Annotated in this window: 14 protein-coding genes; 4 read left to right on the forward strand and 10 right to left on the reverse strand. The window is 68.3% G+C overall.

Annotated features, from left to right (window positions below):
• Positions 1 to 268: 268 nt before the first annotated feature.
• A complete protein-coding gene (locus VN461_13050) occupies positions 269 to 1,489 on the reverse strand; it encodes an MFS transporter (protein ID HXB55708.1) in 1,221 nt (406 codons plus the stop codon).
• Positions 1,486 to 2,313: a 5'/3'-nucleotidase SurE gene (surE, locus tag VN461_13055; GenBank protein ID HXB55709.1), complete on the reverse strand. Its 828-nt coding sequence runs from the start codon at positions 2,311 to 2,313 to the stop codon at positions 1,486 to 1,488. Before surE ends, VN461_13050 begins: the two co-directional genes overlap by 4 nt.
• A gap of 22 nt (positions 2,314 to 2,335) precedes the next feature.
• Here surE and VN461_13060 point away from each other — a divergent pair, with 22 nt between their 5' ends.
• A complete protein-coding gene (locus VN461_13060; GenBank protein ID HXB55710.1) occupies positions 2,336 to 2,626 on the forward strand; it encodes a hypothetical protein in 291 nt (96 codons plus the stop codon).
• A 112-nt stretch (positions 2,627 to 2,738) separates the two neighbouring features.
• On the opposite strand, the gene VN461_13065 is transcribed toward VN461_13060, so the two are convergent.
• Positions 2,739 to 3,713 (reverse strand): hypothetical protein, encoded by a 975-nt coding sequence (locus tag VN461_13065; protein ID HXB55711.1) that lies wholly within the window; start codon positions 3,711 to 3,713, stop codon positions 2,739 to 2,741.
• A 143-nt stretch (positions 3,714 to 3,856) separates the two neighbouring features.
• Here VN461_13065 and VN461_13070 point away from each other — a divergent pair, with 143 nt between their 5' ends.
• From VN461_13070 to VN461_13080, 3 genes are all read left to right on the forward strand, one after another.
• A complete protein-coding gene (locus VN461_13070; protein ID HXB55712.1) occupies positions 3,857 to 4,258 on the forward strand; it encodes a response regulator in 402 nt (133 codons plus the stop codon).
• Positions 4,251 to 5,492 carry an EAL domain-containing protein gene (locus VN461_13075; GenBank protein ID HXB55713.1) on the forward strand — a complete coding sequence of 414 codons (1,242 nt, stop codon included), beginning with the start codon at positions 4,251 to 4,253 and terminating at the stop codon, positions 5,490 to 5,492. The genes VN461_13070 and VN461_13075 overlap by 8 nt, the downstream gene beginning before the upstream one ends.
• Positions 5,493 to 5,681: 189 nt before the next feature.
• Complete coding sequence (locus VN461_13080; GenBank protein ID HXB55714.1) at positions 5,682 to 6,245, forward strand: GNAT family protein; 564 nt, start codon at positions 5,682 to 5,684, stop codon at positions 6,243 to 6,245.
• Here the strand turns inward: VN461_13080 and VN461_13085 are convergent.
• The 7 genes from VN461_13085 to VN461_13115 are packed head-to-tail and all read right to left on the reverse strand — an operon-like array spanning position 6,242 to position 14,856.
• On the reverse strand, positions 6,242 to 6,565 hold the full coding sequence (locus VN461_13085; protein HXB55715.1) for an FHA domain-containing protein: 324 nt from the start codon (positions 6,563 to 6,565) through the stop codon (positions 6,242 to 6,244). The two genes, VN461_13080 and VN461_13085, sit on opposite strands and share 4 nt — an antisense overlap.
• Positions 6,562 to 8,778, reverse strand: coding sequence for a PEGA domain-containing protein (locus tag VN461_13090; protein HXB55716.1), 2,217 nt, complete (start codon positions 8,776 to 8,778; stop codon positions 6,562 to 6,564). The genes VN461_13085 and VN461_13090 overlap by 4 nt, the downstream gene beginning before the upstream one ends.
• Before the next feature lie 25 nt (positions 8,779 to 8,803).
• Complete coding sequence (locus VN461_13095; protein HXB55717.1) at positions 8,804 to 10,282, reverse strand: tetratricopeptide repeat protein; 1,479 nt, start codon at positions 10,280 to 10,282, stop codon at positions 8,804 to 8,806.
• Between the two features lie 3 nt (positions 10,283 to 10,285).
• The gene (locus VN461_13100) at positions 10,286 to 12,388 is read right to left on the reverse strand and encodes a serine/threonine-protein kinase (protein ID HXB55718.1); all 2,103 of its coding nucleotides are present in this window, start codon (positions 12,386 to 12,388) and stop codon (positions 10,286 to 10,288) included.
• Positions 12,389 to 12,391: 3 nt separating this feature from the next.
• Positions 12,392 to 13,183: a Stp1/IreP family PP2C-type Ser/Thr phosphatase gene (locus VN461_13105; GenBank protein HXB55719.1), complete on the reverse strand. Its 792-nt coding sequence runs from the start codon at positions 13,181 to 13,183 to the stop codon at positions 12,392 to 12,394.
• Positions 13,164 to 13,766, reverse strand: a complete 603-nt coding sequence (locus VN461_13110; GenBank protein HXB55720.1) for a DnaJ domain-containing protein — start codon at positions 13,764 to 13,766, stop codon at positions 13,164 to 13,166. The genes VN461_13105 and VN461_13110 overlap by 20 nt, the downstream gene beginning before the upstream one ends.
• A 7-nt stretch (positions 13,767 to 13,773) precedes the next feature.
• Positions 13,774 to 14,856, reverse strand: a complete 1,083-nt coding sequence (locus VN461_13115) for a hypothetical protein (protein ID HXB55721.1) — start codon at positions 14,854 to 14,856, stop codon at positions 13,774 to 13,776.

Genomic DNA, 14,856 nt, shown 5'->3' on the forward strand with positions numbered 1-14,856 from the left:
CCGCATGAACAGACAAGGCTTCTCACCGCCCACTCGATCTTCAGCAAGCGGCCACAGGCGGAGCAGGCGATGTATGTCCCCGCCCCGTAAGTGCCGCGGGGTGTGCGGCGGGACGGAGGCGCGGACTCTCTCATCAAGACCCCCTTGCCGCCGGGTCACGCGCGGGATATCGACGACATCAGCTTACGCCCGCCTTCCGGGAGCGGTCAAGGGGTCCGTTTGCGTGGTCAGGAGCCTGACCCCCTTCCGGGTCCGGGCAGGGTCCGGGTCAGAGCGCACGCAGACGCCCACTTCGGAAATAGATCGAGAGCACGAGGGCGACGAGCACGGCGCAGAACGCACCAAGGACGACGGGGGCGCCCAAGGGCCTGACCAGGGCCCCCGCGGCCAAGCTGCCGAGCGGCATCCCGCCCCGAAAAGCGAGCCCGTAGATGCTCAGCACGCGCCCGCGGAAGACATCGGGGGCGTTCTCTTGGACGAGGGAGTTGAGGGTAGAGAAAGCCGTGACGAGGCTGGCCCCCGAGATCAGGAGCAGGATCATGGCCGGTAGCTGTTGGTGGGAGAACAAGGCGCCGATGGTGGCCAAGCCGTAGACCACGAAAGCGAGAAGCAGAGCCCGACCGCGGCCCTCCACCTTTCCGCGCTGCGCGGTGGCGATCGCGCCCGCGATGGCCCCCACGCCAAAGCTGGCGAGGAGCAAGCTGTAGCCGGCGACTCCCGTGCCGAGAACGTTGCCCGCCACCACGGGCAGGTAGGTGATCAAGGGGAATGAGAGGAAGCTGCCCGCCGCTCCCAGGAGGGCCAGCACGGACAGGAGGGGGCTGTCGAGGACGTGGCGGATGCCCGCCTTCAGGCTCTCGGCCAGGCTCTCCTTGGGAACGGACGCAGGGGCGGGCAGCTCGATACGCAGGAGGGCCACGATCACGGCTAGGAAGGAGAGCGCGTTGGCGGCGAAGCAGGCCCCGGTGCCCGCCCGGGCCAGAAGCAAGCCCGCGATCACCGGCCCAATCGCCCGCGACAAGTTGAACTGGAGAGAGTTCAGGGCCACCGCGTTGGGGATCTTCTCCGCCGGCACCAGGCTCGTGAGCACCGCCTGGTAGGTGGGGGCCGACTGCGACTGGGCGAGGCCGGTGAGAAACGCGATGAGGAGGATGGCGCCGATTCCGAGGGCGCCCGTCCAGTAGAGCAGGCCCAGGACCAACGCCATCGCCATCTGGAACGTCTGGGAGGCGAGGAGGATCCGTCGGCGGTCCACCCGGTCCGCCACCGCGCCCCCCAAGAGCATGAAGGTGAGGAGCGGCAGGTCGGAGGCGAAGGCCCGCAGGCCCAGGTAGAAGGGGTCGCCCAGGCGCGTGAAGATCAGCCAGGACAGGGCAACGTCTTGGGTCCAGGTCCCGATGCTGGACAGGAACGCCCCCGTCCACAGAAGCCGGAAACTTCGGAAGGCGAACGCGGAGAGGAAGCCGGGAAGCTTCCCCGCCGAACTCACCGGAGGCCCCAGGCCTCGAGTGCGGCGATGGCTCCCCGGTCATTCACCTCGATGCGCAGAGGGGTCACCGCCACAAAGCCTTCGCGGATGGCCCCGACGTCTGTCTGGGGGTCGGGGTCCACGGGCTCTGCCCAGAGGTTCCAGTAGTAGACCTCGTGGCGAGGGCTCTCTCGCCGCTCGTACCGGTCGACACCCGCCTTCAGGCTATGGGGCACGACCTTGATGCCCCGGATGGGCACGGCGGGCACGTTGACGGAGAGGAAGGTGCCGGGGGGAAGGCCCCGCTTGAGGACCTCGGACGCGATGCGCGCGACGACCGCCGCCCCCGGAGCGTAGTCCATCCGCGTCGAGCTGACCAGGCTGGCGGCAACGGCGGGAATTCCGTCGAAGGCTGCCTCCCGGGCCGCGCCCAGGGTGCCCGAGATGTAGATGGTGAGCCCGGCGTTGTCCCCGCGGTTGATTCCGGAGACTACGAGATCCGGTCTCTGCGGGAGGAGAGAAGTCAGGGCTAAACGCACGCAGGTGGCGGGCCGGGCCGCGATTCGGTACCAGGGCCCCTGCCCTCCTTCCCCTCGGACCAGAGGCTCGATCACGTTCACCATGATCGGCTCGACATAGGTGATGCCGTGGCCGACCCCGCTCTGGTTTTCGGCGGGAGCGGCCACCGTCACCTCGCCCACCCGGGCCAGCTCCGCGTAGGCGGCCAGGAGACCGGGGGCCTCGATGCCATCATCGTTGGAGAGGAGGATGCGCGGCCGCCGATCCGCGGCTTCGGCAGCCGTCACGAGCAGAAGCAACCCGATCACGACCGCCTGTCGCCGCATCTCCACCTCCTATACTGTGGCCATGCCCTTCCCCTGCCCCGCCTGCGCAGCCCCCGTCCTGCGCTCCCCCCCGCGCTGGGCCCAGCGCTGCCAGGCCTGCGGAGCGATGCTCCGTGCGCGACCGGTAGATGGGGACGGACCCCACCCCGCTTACCAGGTGGAAGTGGCGGGTCGTCCCGAGACCCGCCGCCGGGTCGAGATCCCCTGGGACGAGGCCCAGGGCCGCCGGCTGGCCACGTGGCTTCTCTGGTCCTCCCTGCTCACCTTGGGCCTCGTCCTGGTGCTGTACGTCCTCGCCCGCTTTGTACCCTAACCCTGTTTCCGGCCGGGCTTCTTGGCCGCGGCCGCGATGGTCGCCTTCTTCTTCGCTTTCCTGGCCTTCTCCCGGCGCTTCCTTCGGCGACGGATCTCCCTCATTCTTTCGATCATTCGATCTCCTTGCTCTCGGCGCCGGGCTCGCCCCCGGAGGCCTTCTGGGTCTCCGCAATCCGTTTGCGGATGATGCGTAGGTAAGCGCGGGGGACCTTCTGGATGAAGACCATCAGCTCCCCCAGCTCCGCTTTCACGTTTCCGGCCGCGCCCTGGTCTCCGTAGATCAGGTTGACCACCCGCCCTTTGACCACCACCGGAAAGAGGGCGATGTTGGTGCCCGGGCGCTTGGCCAAGGTCTTCAGGAAGCTCTGGTTCTCCTCCTCCAAGCCAAGCCGCCCGATGAAAACCGTCTTCGCCCCCGTCACGGTACGGAACACGGAGGGTTTCTCGAGCGGGATGCGCAGGCTGGTGGCCAGGCTCCGGTCCATCCCCTCTCCCGTTCCATTCCAGCCCAAGACCCAAGGCTCCCGCACGATGAAGAAGATCACGCGTCGGAAGAAACGCGCGCACAAAGCAATGAGGGCCTCCACGACTTCGTCGCGGGTGGTGGCGGCATCGATCTGGGCGGCCGCGGTGGCCAGGTCCGGGAGCTCCCGGGCGGGGGGCGACGGCGGGTGGTGGGTGTCGGTGTAGCGCCAGCGCTCGTCCACGCCGTAGTGGTCGCGTAGGAGCTGAATCATCCGGAACTCAGGAACGACCAGGGGCTTGACGATGTAGCCCAGGGAGTAGCCTACTTGGGCCACCGCGGTGTGATCGCTGGGGTCGACCATGAGCAGGAAGAGCGTCTTGCCCCGAATCCGGTAGGGGAAGACCTTGTGACGTGCGGCCAAGGCCTTGGGCACCAGGGCCACCGCCTCCTCCTCTCGGTCCGCGAGACCCACGCCGGGGGCGGGCACTCCGTGGGCCCGGGAGAGGCCCTCCTGCAGACGTTGCTCGGTTATGAAGCCCAACTCGTGAAGGTTGGTGCCCAGGCGACCCCCGTAGAGAACCTGGTGTTGGACGGCCTCTTGCAGCTGTCGTTCCGTCACGATCCCGCGGTCACGCAGGATCCGGGCAAGGATGGACAGGTAACCCTCCGCAGAACTCGTTATTCTAGACCGGTTTCTTTGCCGCTTCGCTCGCGGTGGGCTATGATCCGAGTCGTCTTCTCCCGCGCCGAACACCCTGGATCATGAAGAAGAAAATCCTGATCGTGGACGACGAGGACGATATCCGCCATTTTCTGGAGCTCGTGCTGCGACAAAGCGGCTACGAAGTGTATGCGGCGGGGGGGGGCGAGGAGTGCCTGGCCCGGGCCGGCCAGTTGCGCCCGGACCTGATCCTGCTCGACATCATGATGCCCGTCATAGATGGCTGGGAGGTGCTGCGCCAGCTCAAGGGGCGGGCCGACACCGCTCCCCTCCCCGTGGCCATCCTCTCCGCGCGCACCGAAGCCAAGGACCGGGCGCGCGGGATGGGGGCGGGGGCGGTGGACTACATCGGCAAGCCCTTTGCCCTCCACGAGCTCTTGAAGAGGATCGAGACCATCTTCAAGTCGGTGGGCGACGGGGCCAAGGTCGGCGGAGATGCCTAGGTCGATCGTGGAGCCCTTCCCCCCCTACCAGGACCGCCTCCCGGAGCTGCAGAAAGAGCTCACGGAGCGGGGCAGCCTGGGCTTGCTGGTCCTAGACGCCTCTGCCCTCGCCGCCATCGAGGACCAGTACGGCACCGAGGCCTACGAGGAGGTGCGTCAGCGGGTCTTCAAGATCCTCGAAGAGCAACGGGGCAAGGACTATCGGGACGGCGATATTCTGACCACCGACCGGCCTAGGGGGCTGCGCTTCCTGTTCTTTCTGGAGCGCAAGCGACGCCGGGACGTGCCTTTTTCCATCTCCGACCTGAAGGCCGCCCGCGGCCGGTTGCTCGCCTCCCTCCTTCCCAACCTGTCCCGGGCCTCCTTTCCGTACTTCAAGACCCCCCCCCGCCTGGAGGTCGGCTGCGGAATCGCCGTCCACAACCCCCTGCTGCACCCGGACCGCGTCGTGCGGCGTGCTCTCCGGGAGGCGCTCGACCTCGCCGCCCACGAGCGGAAGAGCAGCAGCCTCCAGGTGCTGGAGCGCCTGCACGACATCATCCTGCGCGAACGGGTGGTGACGGCCTACCAGCCGATCCTCAGGATCAAGGAGGGCACCGTGCTGGGCTTCGAGGCCCTCTCCCGCGGGCCCCGGGGGACGGGCCTCGAGACCGCGGACGCCCTCTTCGCGGCCGCCACCTCCCATTGCCTGCTGGTGGAGCTGGACCGCCTTTGCCGGCGGTGCGCCCTCCTCGCCTCGGGCCGGATACCCTCCAGCGCTAAGATCTTTATCAACACCCTCCCCGCCACCATGCGCGACCCGCAGTTCCGGGGAAAGCCCCTGATCGACTTCCTGGACAAGGCCCAGGTCGCACCGAACCGGATCGTCATCGAGATCACGGAGAAGCTGGTCATCGAGAACTACGCCCTGTTCCGCGAGACCATGGCTTACTTCACGGATCTCGGCATGTCGTTTGCGGTCGACGACGTGGGGGCGGGGTACTCCGGCCTGGAGTCCATCGCCAAGCTCAAGCCGACCTATCTCAAGATCGACACCGCGCTCGTGCGGGAGGTGCACGTGAGCGTGGTCAACCGCGCGATGTGCAAGGCCATCATCTCCTTAGGCAACAGCGTCGGGGCCACCGTCATTGCAGAGGGCATCCAATCTGAGGAAGAAACACAGGCCCTGAAGGCCATGGGGGTGGACTACGGGCAGGGATACTACCTGGCCCGACCGGACCCCGGCAACGAATGAAAGAGGATTCCTCCCTTCCGATCGGGGGCCTCGCCCGCGGCGACCCCCAAGGCGGGAGTCGCGCTCCCCGGTGATCCCCGCTGAGCCTGTGCCTCCCCGGCGTCGCGGGGGCCCGGTCAGGGTGGAGGGGGGAGCGGCGTGGGGAGGGGCGGGCGATTTGTCGGGCCCGAGCGCGGGAGGAAATGAGCGGTGTTCAAGATCGCGGTCGACGAGAAGACCTACCTGCAGCTCCTCGAGGAGCACCACGCGGAGGAGCTCTTCGCCCGCGTTGAGGAGAACCGGCGTTACCTAAGGACCTGGCTCCCCTGGCTCGATCGCAACTCGACCGTCGAACACACGCGGGCTTTCATCCGGGCGAGCCTCGAGCAGTTTGCGAGCCGCAACGGTTTTTCCTGCGGGCTGTGGCACGAGGGAGCCCTCGCCGGGGCGGTCGGGCTTCACGCCGTCGACTGGGCGAACCGGAAGAGCGGGATCGGCTACTGGGTCGGGGAGTCCTACCAGGGACGCGGCCTTATCAGCCGGGCCTGCTCCCGCCTCTTGGATCACCTCTTCGGCGAGCTCGGACTGAACTGCGTGGAGATCGCGTGTGCCCCCGGGAACCGGAGGAGCTGTGCCATCCCCGAGAGGCTGGGCTTCACGCGGGAAGGCGTGCTCCGGAAGCGGGAGTGGCTCTACGACCACTTCGAGGACCACGTCGTCTACAGCATGCTGGCCGAGGAGTGGCCGGCGCGGCGCACCCCCTCTAAGGACTAAACTCCGCCCGCCACCGGATCCGGGCCCGCCGCGGTCAGGAACCAGCACCGCGCTCGCCCGAACCGCACTTCGTCCCCATGCCGCAGCTGGCGCTCCCTCACCACTTCCCCGTTGACCCGCGTAAGGTTGGTCGATCCCAGGTCCAGGACGAAGAAACCCGCCCCGCGGCGCTCCACGCGCGCGTGCGCGCGCGAGACCAGCGGCTCGTCGACGCAAATGTCCGCCGTCTCGTCGCGGCCCACGAGCATGACGTCGGCCTCGAGGGGAAAGTCGACCCGGGACCCGTCGCGCCGCTCCCAGACCAACCGGGGCGCGCTCAAGGCCCGGTGAGCCCGCCCCGGCGCGCGGCCAGCGATGCCACCCCCGGCCCGTCATTGTTGATGAGGGTCGCCTCCTTGAAGGCGGCGGCCGCGCGGTAGGCCTCCAGGGCCTGGGGCTTGTAGTTGAGCCGCTCCAAGGCCACCCCGAGGTAGTAGAGGGCCGTTCCCTGGGAGAGGCCGGGACGCTGCGGCAGCTCCGCCTTGGCCTTGGACAAGTACTCGTGGGCGGCGGCAAAGTCCTGGAAATGCATGGCGCAAAGGCCCAGGTTGAGCCGCGCGAATGCGGCCTCCTCCGTCCCCGGGTAACCTTCCACCACCTGCCGCAGGTCCATCATTACTTTGTTGTACAGAAGGTTGGGATCGAAGAGGGGGATCTCCTGGGCGGTCTGGTCCAGGGTCAGGTCCGCGGTGTGCGTGCCGCCCGCTCCCCTCAGTTGGAGCGAGAGTTTCTCTTTTGGCTTCTTCTGCTCCAGCAGGGCCAGAAGGTCGGCCGTACGCTTCACAGGCTTGCCCTCCGCCGCGTAGACCACCTCCCCCACCTGCACGCCCGCCCGGGCGGCCGGGCCCCCGGGCACGACGCGCAGGATGGGCACGCCCTCGTGCAAGAGCGTGTCGACGGTGATGGCGCCGCTCCAGGGGCGGTAACTGGTGATCCTCTGGTCGACCTTGGCGATGACCCGCGCATAGGAGGCCGACTCCGCAAAGGTGACGTCCAGGGCCTCGGCCTGCGTGTTACCCGCAGCCAAGAAGTGCAGGACGGCGGTACGCTGGAGCCTCTCCTCCGGCAACTCCGCCACCAGAAAGCCCTGGACCTCCAGGGTCGTGGCCAGCCTCTCCGTCACCTTGCGCACGAGGTCAGGGTCGGTACCCCCCGTCACCAGGGCGCGGGGGGTGATCTTCTCCTGCTCGAGGATGCGGTCCACGATCTCGCGGGGGGCGGGAATGAAGTTGAGGGTGGTGATCTTGCCCAAGTTCTCGCGGATCTTCTCGTCGGCGTCGACCAGGTTCCGCTCGCCGGCGGAGCTGTCGGCCACCACGCCCAGAAAGGCGAGGGTGGGGCGGATCGGGCAGTCCAGGCTGACCGCCTCATCCTTGCCGAGCACGATCTCCTTGACGAACTTCCCGGAGGCGTGCTTGACCTCGATCCGGCGCCGACCCGAGCAGACGCCCTCCAGCTCCGCCGGGGTCACGCCCTTGGCCTCGCCGTCCAGGAAGATCTTGGCCCCCGGGGGGTCCGAGGTCAGGCGCAGCGAGGCCAGCGACTCCTCCATGCGCACGGGTTCCGCGTCGTAGTCCTGGGCCAAGGGCGTGTCGAGGGTGCGGCGCACCGTCTCGTGGCAGCGCTTCCGAAGCTCGATGCTGTGGTTTCCCAAGGAGAGGTTGCCAACCTCGACGCGGGCGGAGGCCCGCGCGGGGTCCAGGCCCTTGGTCCGGGTCGTTTCTATAAGGTCGGGGGCGAGGGTACCCGCAGTGGTGGCGCGGAGTTCCCCGTCCACCCAGATCTCCACCCCCGCGGGCTCGGTGATGAAGTAGGTGCTGGCTAGGGTTCGGGTCAGCTCGACCTGCAGGGCCTCGGTGGCCCGGGGCCCGATGCCCAGGGTGCGGGTCTCCGTCCGGTAGCCCTCCTTGGCGATTTCCACCGTGTAGTCTCCGGCCAGTACCTCCAGGGGGAAGAAGTCTGTGAGGCCCAGCTCGAGCATGCTCTCGCCGCCCCCCGTCAGCCTTACCTTGGCCCCCGCCGGCTTGGAGGAGACGGCCAAGTAGCCCACCAGCCCCTTCTTCACGGAGGCGAACAGGTCCGCGATCTTGGGCGAGACCTTCTCCCGGCTCAGTGTGTAGGAGGGGTTGATTTGGATGAGGAGTCGGAAGTTCTCGGAGGCTTTCTCCTGCAGGCCGATGTTGAAGTAAGCACGGCCCCGGTACTCGTAGGCCTGGATCAGGATATCCCGGCCCCGGGCGGACAGCGGTCCCTGCCGCCGCAGCCCCTCTAGACGGCCGATGACCTCGTCGAAGAGCACGATGGAGCGGCTCTGCTGGGGCCCGTCGAACTCCACGATGGCCCGCGCCAGCTGGTCCTGAGCGGACTGGATCTCCCTCTGCGTGGCCTCGGGACCGGGGGGGGCAGCCCCGGTCTGGGCCAGCCCCGCCCGGCTGAGGGCGATAAGGGCGAGCGCGATCGCTCCCGGATGTCCGCGTCCCCTCCGTCGCCTCATGGTCTCACCTCGAAAACCGCTGCTTTTAGCGGTAGCGCAGGACCTTCTCCGCCCGCTCGTCCCAGACGAGGACGGCGCCCGTGGGATCCAGGGTTAGGGCCCGCGGCTTCTTAAGTTCCGGCCCCGTGAGGCCGGCCAAGAGCTGGCCCGAGGGGGAAAAGATCTGGACCGCCCCTTCCTCGTCCGCCACGTAGGTGTTCCGGAAAGGATCCACCGCCACGTCCACGGGCCGGCGGAGGCCTGCGGGACCCACCGTGCGCAGGAGCCGGCCGGTCTCGTCGAAGACGCGGATCGTCTTTTCCTCGCGGTCGAGAAGGACGATGCCCCCCTCCCCGTCCACGAACATCCGCGAGACCACGCGCTCTTTCGCGTCCTTCTCTGGGAAGAGGCCCTGGTATTCGAACTTGCCGTTATAACGGTAGACCCTCTTCCGCTTCTCGTCCGAAACGAGAACGCTGCCCCCGGGGGTGATGGTGGCGGCCAGGATCCTGTCGAGCGCCTCCGGAATCCCCGGCTTGTCGGAGGGGATGGCGTAGGACTTCAGGTCTTTGGGCCCGATGCGCACGGCCAGTCGAGCGGCCACGACGATCTCTCCGCGCGGAGAGAGGGAGAGGCTGCGCAGGTCCTCTCCGGGGAGGCCAGGGCCCGCCTTGCCTCCGGGGTCGATGGGCACGGCGGTTTTTGTCTTGTCGGACGCAATCCAGAGGGTGCCCGTGGGCGTCATGAGGACGGCCCGCACGTCCTTCAGGAGGTCGCCCGAGCCCACCGCGTAGCCGGCGTCCACCGTGAACGCGGGCTTGGCGAAGCCGTAGAGGCGATAGAGAGCGGTGATGCGCTCCAGCGCCCGGGGCGCCCACTCGCTCTCGGGAAAACGATTACGGACCTGCTGGAACTCCTCCATGGCCGAGAGGGCATCGCCCTTCAGGGCCAGGCAGTGTCCGACCTGGAACTGGGCCGCGGCCGCGGCCTCGCTGCTCGGGTATTCGAGGGAGACCCGGCGGCTCACGTCGACCGCCTCCGACAGCCGACCCGCCTTGCGGTGAACGAGTCCCGAGGCGTAGAGGGCGCGCGAGACCCACTCCGTGCTCCGAGGGTAGAGGTTCTGCACGCGCGTGAACTGGGCGAGGGCGTCGTCCAGCTCCGCGGCGCTAGCGGCGCGGCTCATGGTCAGGTGCCCGAGCCAGTAGTAGGCACCAGGGGCGGCGTCGCTCTGGGGAAACTGCTTTGCGACCTGGTCGAATGAGGTGCGCGCCTTGTCGGGGTCTCCTTCCACCTCTAATCGATAGCGGCCGATCTCCAGCAGGGCCTGGCCCACGGCCTCGGCGCGGGGGAAGCTGTTGACGATGATGTTGAAGTTGTCCAGGGCCTGCTTGAGCTTGCCCTGGGCCCAGTAGGCCCGGCCGTCCTCCAGCAGACGCCGCGCCTGCTGGTCCGGAGATTCTTGGGGGTGGGCGGGGGCCGGAATTGCCACCAGGGCGACGGCCAGGATCCAGCGCCGGGACAAAGCCTATTCCTTTCGGCCGGTGACGAAAGCGGCCCCGCCAGGGACGACCTCGGCGGTCTCCTGCCTCTTCGTCCCGTCCGCCCACCGGAAAGAGACGGCGTGGACCCCCGCCGCCGCCGCCTTGTCCAGGATGGGGGGGTAGTCCACGAAGGCACCGTCGATGAAGACCTGACAATTGTCGGGGTTGGCGCGGATGCTGATCTTGCCGAGGCCCGGCGCCTCCACCACCGCCTGACCGCCCGCTCCCACCGTCACCGCGACGTCGGTTCGAAGGAAATAAGGACTCGAGACCAGGGTCAGGACCTGCCGGCCCGCGGGCAGCGAGACCCGCGGCGCCACCTGCTCGCGCGCCAGCGGCTTCCCCCGCCAGAGGACGTCCAGGGGGTAGGTCGAGGCCACCGTGACCGTGCCCAGGGGGCCCACGGGCTCCAGCTTCGTCCGCACGTCCGTGGGCACCTGGCCCGGGATGAGACGCACCTCCTGCGGCGCGTAGCCGTCGAGGACGATGTTGAGGCGGTGCTCCAGGCTGGGATCGAAGGGCACATCGATGGGCGTGGTTCCCGCGAGCCTTTGGCCGTCCAGGGCCACAAAGGCGCCCGGGGGATCGCTCATCACGGGCAGGGCGACCGAGGCCGCGGCCAGGGCGACAGAGACGGCCTCCCCCGCGGGCAGCGGCAGCTTCACGGTGCGGACCTCGTCCTTGTGACCCTCCTTGCGGAAGGTCAGGACCAATCGCGGGGGAAGGGGCGGCGAGAGCACCAGCTCCCCGTTGGTCTGCACCCCCGTCTCCTTCCCATCCAGGAGCACCGCGGCCCCCACCGGCTGGGAACGCACGGGGATGTGGACGGCGGCCGACGGCGAACGGCTAGCCACCAAGGCCAAGACCACGGCCGCCGTGACCGCCACCCCCAAGAGGGCTCCCCACAAGAGCCCCCGCCCCTTCCCCCCCGGGGGGGGGACCTCGGCGGGTTGGACGGTGGTGGGGGGGAGCAGAGTCTCGGGCGCGCGGCGAGTAGCCGGCGCGTGAAAGGTGGTATCCAGCTCCGGGAAATCGTCGGGCTCGGGGGCGGGGGGGTGCGCGCGACGCTGGAGGTCACGGTTGGCCGTGCGCAAGGCACGGCGGACTTCCACCGAGTGGGGGCTCTCCTCCTTGAGCTCGCGCAGCCGCCGCAGGCTCTCGTCGACACCGCCTTCCTTCAAGAGGCGGCGCGCCGCCTTCACCGCCTCCTGGGCGTCGCCGGAGCGAGGCACCCCTCGCAGCGTGCGCGAGTAAGACTCCAAGACGTCGGCCAGATCGTCGGCCAGGCCGCCCGCCGAGGGGTAGCGCCGGTCGGGGTCCTTGGCCAGAGCGCGGTCCAGGACCTCCTGCAGGCGGGGGGTCAGCCCCCCGATCTCCGTGTTCAGAGGAGGCGGAGGATCGTGCACGATCTTGTAAAGCACCTCCGTGGCCCCCTCCCCCGTGAAGGGTCGCCGGCCGGCCAGGAGCTCGTAGAGGATCACCCCCAGCGAGAAGACGTCGCTGCGACCATCCAAGGGCTTGCCGCGTACCTGCTCGGGGCTCATGTAATGGACGGTACCCACCATCATCCCCGCCTTGGTGAGCTGGGTCCCCCCCAGCTTGGCGATCCCGAAGTCCATGATCTTGGCGGTGCCGTCGTCGAGAAGCCGGATGTTGCTGGGCTTGATGTCGCGGTGGATGATCCGGTGCTCGTGGGCGTAGGCCAGCCCCCGGCAGACCTGGATCACGATATTCAGCTGCTCCGGCAGGAGCAGGGTCTCCCCCGAGCGCAGAAGGGCCTCGAGGTCGACCCCGGGCAGGAGCTCCATGGCGATGAAGGACATCCCGCGGTCCGCGCCCAGCTCGAAGACGGTCACGATGTTGGGATGCTGTAGCTTGGCCGCGGCCTTGGCCTCGACCTCGAAGCGCTTCCGGCTCTCCTCGTCGAGGGACCCCTCTAGGGTCAGGGTCTTGACCGCCACCTCGCGCTCCAGGGTCTCGTCCAGGCACCGGTAGACCATCCCCATGCCCCCCCGGCCGATGCGGCTGATCACCCGGTACCTGCCGATGCGTCGACGCGAGCGCAGCCCCGCCTGGTCTGGGAGCACGGGCTATTCCTGGAACTGCAAGAGGACCACGGTGATGTTGTCCTCACCCCCGTGGGCATTGGCCTCCGCCACGAGGTCCTTGGCCGCCTTCTCGATGTCGCCCCCCGCGCTCCCCAGGATCCGGGCGATGTCGTCGTCGGAGACCATGGTGGTGAGCCCATCCGAGCAGAGGAGCAGGATCTCCCCCGATTTCATCTTCCGGGTCTGCATGTCCACCAGCAGGTCGGCCTTTCCCCCCAGGGCTCGGGTGACCACATTGCGCAGCGGGTGCCCCCGGGCCTGGTCGGCGGAGATGACCCCGCTCTGGATCTGCTCGTTGACCCAGGAGTGGTCGCTCGTGAGTTGGGTGAAGGCTCCCTCGCTGAAGAGGTAGATGCGGCTGTCCCCCACGTGCCCGATGTTGGCGGCGTCACCGTCCACGAGCACGGCGGCCACGGTGGTGGCCATCCCCTCGTACTCGGTCTTTTCCTTCGTGGTCTCCAGTACCTTCCGGTTGGCGTGCCTTATCGCGGTCTTGAGCCGGTTGCCATCGTAGGAGATGTTCTCGTCCAGGCCGAAGGGCCAGGTGATCTCCTCGTCCCCGCTGGTCAGGCACACGAACTCGTTGATGGAGTCGACGGCGACCTTGGAGGCCACCTCCCCCGCGGCGTGGCCCCCCATCCCGTCCGCCACCACGAAGAGCTTCTGCTCGGGGTTCAAGAAGAGGGCGTCCTCGTTGCCCTTGCGCTTGCGCCCCACGTCGGTGACGGCCTGGTAGACGATCTTCATCGGGCGGTCAGGAGCGATGGAGGCCAAGTTCCCCCGCAATCTTCTGCACCCGGGGATCCCGGGGGGCCAGGCGGAGGGCGGTCTCCACCGATTTCTGCGCGCGCCGGGTCAGGCCCTGATGGTGGAGCAGGGCGGCCAGGTCCACGAAGAAGGCCGCGTTGGAGGGAGAGAGCTGGGTGGCCTTCTCCATCGCCTGAATGGCCTCCCGCATGGACGCGGAGTGTCGGCTCAGGGCCCGACCCAGGGCGTGATGGTAGCGGGCCTCGCCCGGCATATGGTGCACGGCCGTGCGCAGCAGGGTGACCGCGTCCGCGTGTTGTCCGGCCTCCAGCATCTTCGCTGCCCGCTCGAAAGCGTCCTTGGCCATCTCCACCGGACCCACGGGGTGGGGGCGTTCCCGCTCGGCATCGTACTCCCTTCGGCTATTCTCGTTGAAAAGCGTGTTGAAGGCCGCGGTCAGGTCCTTGAAGAAGGATTGGGCCCGCTCCTTCTCTGTGGGATCCGAGAAGCGGTCCGGGTGCCGCTCCTTGGCCAGTTGCATATAAGCACGGCGGATCTCGGCGGGGACCGCCGTCGAGGACACGCCGAGGATCTGGTAGTAGTCGGTCATGACCCGCTCAGTGCTTCCCCCCGGGCTGCTCGGCGTTCTTGATGAAGCGCTGGGCGTGCTTGCGGATCGCATCCGGAACGTTCCGGTCGAAAGCCAGGCTCTTGATGTCTCGGGGGTTCAAACGCGTCACCATGCCCAGGGAGATAGCCAGGGGGGTGCGCGGGTTCCGCACCAGATTCGCGACCACGCTGTACTTCTTGGTCCACTCCCGGTGGCTTCCGATCTGGCGCAGGATCTCGTCGGAGATGTTTTTCATGCCCGAAAACGCCTCCACCTCCGACTCCGTCAGCCGCGGGCTGCCCAGCACGGCGGTGGACACGATGCGGTTGGGGTCGCGCACCAGGATGGCCCGATCCTCGCGGGTTCCTTTGAGGGCGGTGATGACCTTCTCCGCCGTGTTCAGGCGGTAGATCTTCTGGACCGCGCTGACCTTCTCGATATCCTTGCGCTCCTCGTCCGAGAGGATGCGGACGACCGCCTCGTCCGGGGAAATGGGGGCCTCGGCAACGACGGGTTCGGGCACGGCCGGAGTCGGATGGGGCTCGGGGACGGGCGCGGCGGGGGGCGGGGGCGCTTCCGCCGGCTGTTGCCCGATGCGGAACGTCTCGCGCAGCTCGCGCAAGCGGCGCCGCTGGTCGTTGTTGAGGCTGGGGTTGGCTTCCAGGGCTTCGAGCAGAGAGGTGCGGCGCAGGAGGCGGACCTGGTTGATCACGACCAGCTCCGCCAGCTCCTGGGAGAGCGAGCTGGCCAGGGCCTCCACCGCCTCGTCCGTGAGCGACGTGTTCTGGAGCGCTGCCTCGCGCAGCTCTCGCTCGCTGCGGTAGGTGACCCCCCAGGCCAGGATGGCGGGCGGGGTCTCGCGGCTCTTGAGGATCGGCAGGAACTCCTCGCGCGGGAACGCGGCCAAGGACGCGCCGGCCGTGTCCCGAATCTCCTTCTCCGCGTCGTGGAGGAGATCGGTCAGCAGCTCGAGCACGTCCTCCGGCTTGAGGGGCAGAGCGCCCTGGGCGGCCAAGAGGCGGAGCTCCTTCGGGACCCCGCCCCTGCGAAACTGCTCGACCAGGGGGTTCGTGACCCGGGCTTCGGACAT

This window comes from Vicinamibacteria bacterium (assembly GCA_035570235.1).
In the GTDB taxonomy this organism is placed as follows: Bacteria; Acidobacteriota; Vicinamibacteria; order Fen-336; family Fen-336; genus DATMML01.

What these genes read in the sequence shown, in the direction of transcription:
- VN461_13075 (HXB55713.1), top strand. Translation starts at nt 4,251, where the DNA reads ATGCCTAGGTCGATCGTGGAGCCCTTCCCCCCCTACCAGGACCGCCTC.
- VN461_13110 (HXB55720.1), bottom strand. Translation starts at nt 13,766, where the DNA reads ATGACCGACTACTACCAGATCCTCGGCGTGTCCTCGACGGCGGTCCCC.
- VN461_13060 (HXB55710.1), top strand. Translation starts at nt 2,336, where the DNA reads ATGCCCTTCCCCTGCCCCGCCTGCGCAGCCCCCGTCCTGCGCTCCCCC.
- VN461_13115 (HXB55721.1), bottom strand. Translation starts at nt 14,856, where the DNA reads ATGTCCGAAGCCCGGGTCACGAACCCCCTGGTCGAGCAGTTTCGCAGG.
- VN461_13070 (HXB55712.1), top strand. Translation starts at nt 3,857, where the DNA reads ATGAAGAAGAAAATCCTGATCGTGGACGACGAGGACGATATCCGCCAT.
- surE (HXB55709.1), bottom strand. Translation starts at nt 2,313, where the DNA reads ATGCGGCGACAGGCGGTCGTGATCGGGTTGCTTCTGCTCGTGACGGCT.
- VN461_13090 (HXB55716.1), bottom strand. Translation starts at nt 8,778, where the DNA reads ATGAGGCGACGGAGGGGACGCGGACATCCGGGAGCGATCGCGCTCGCC.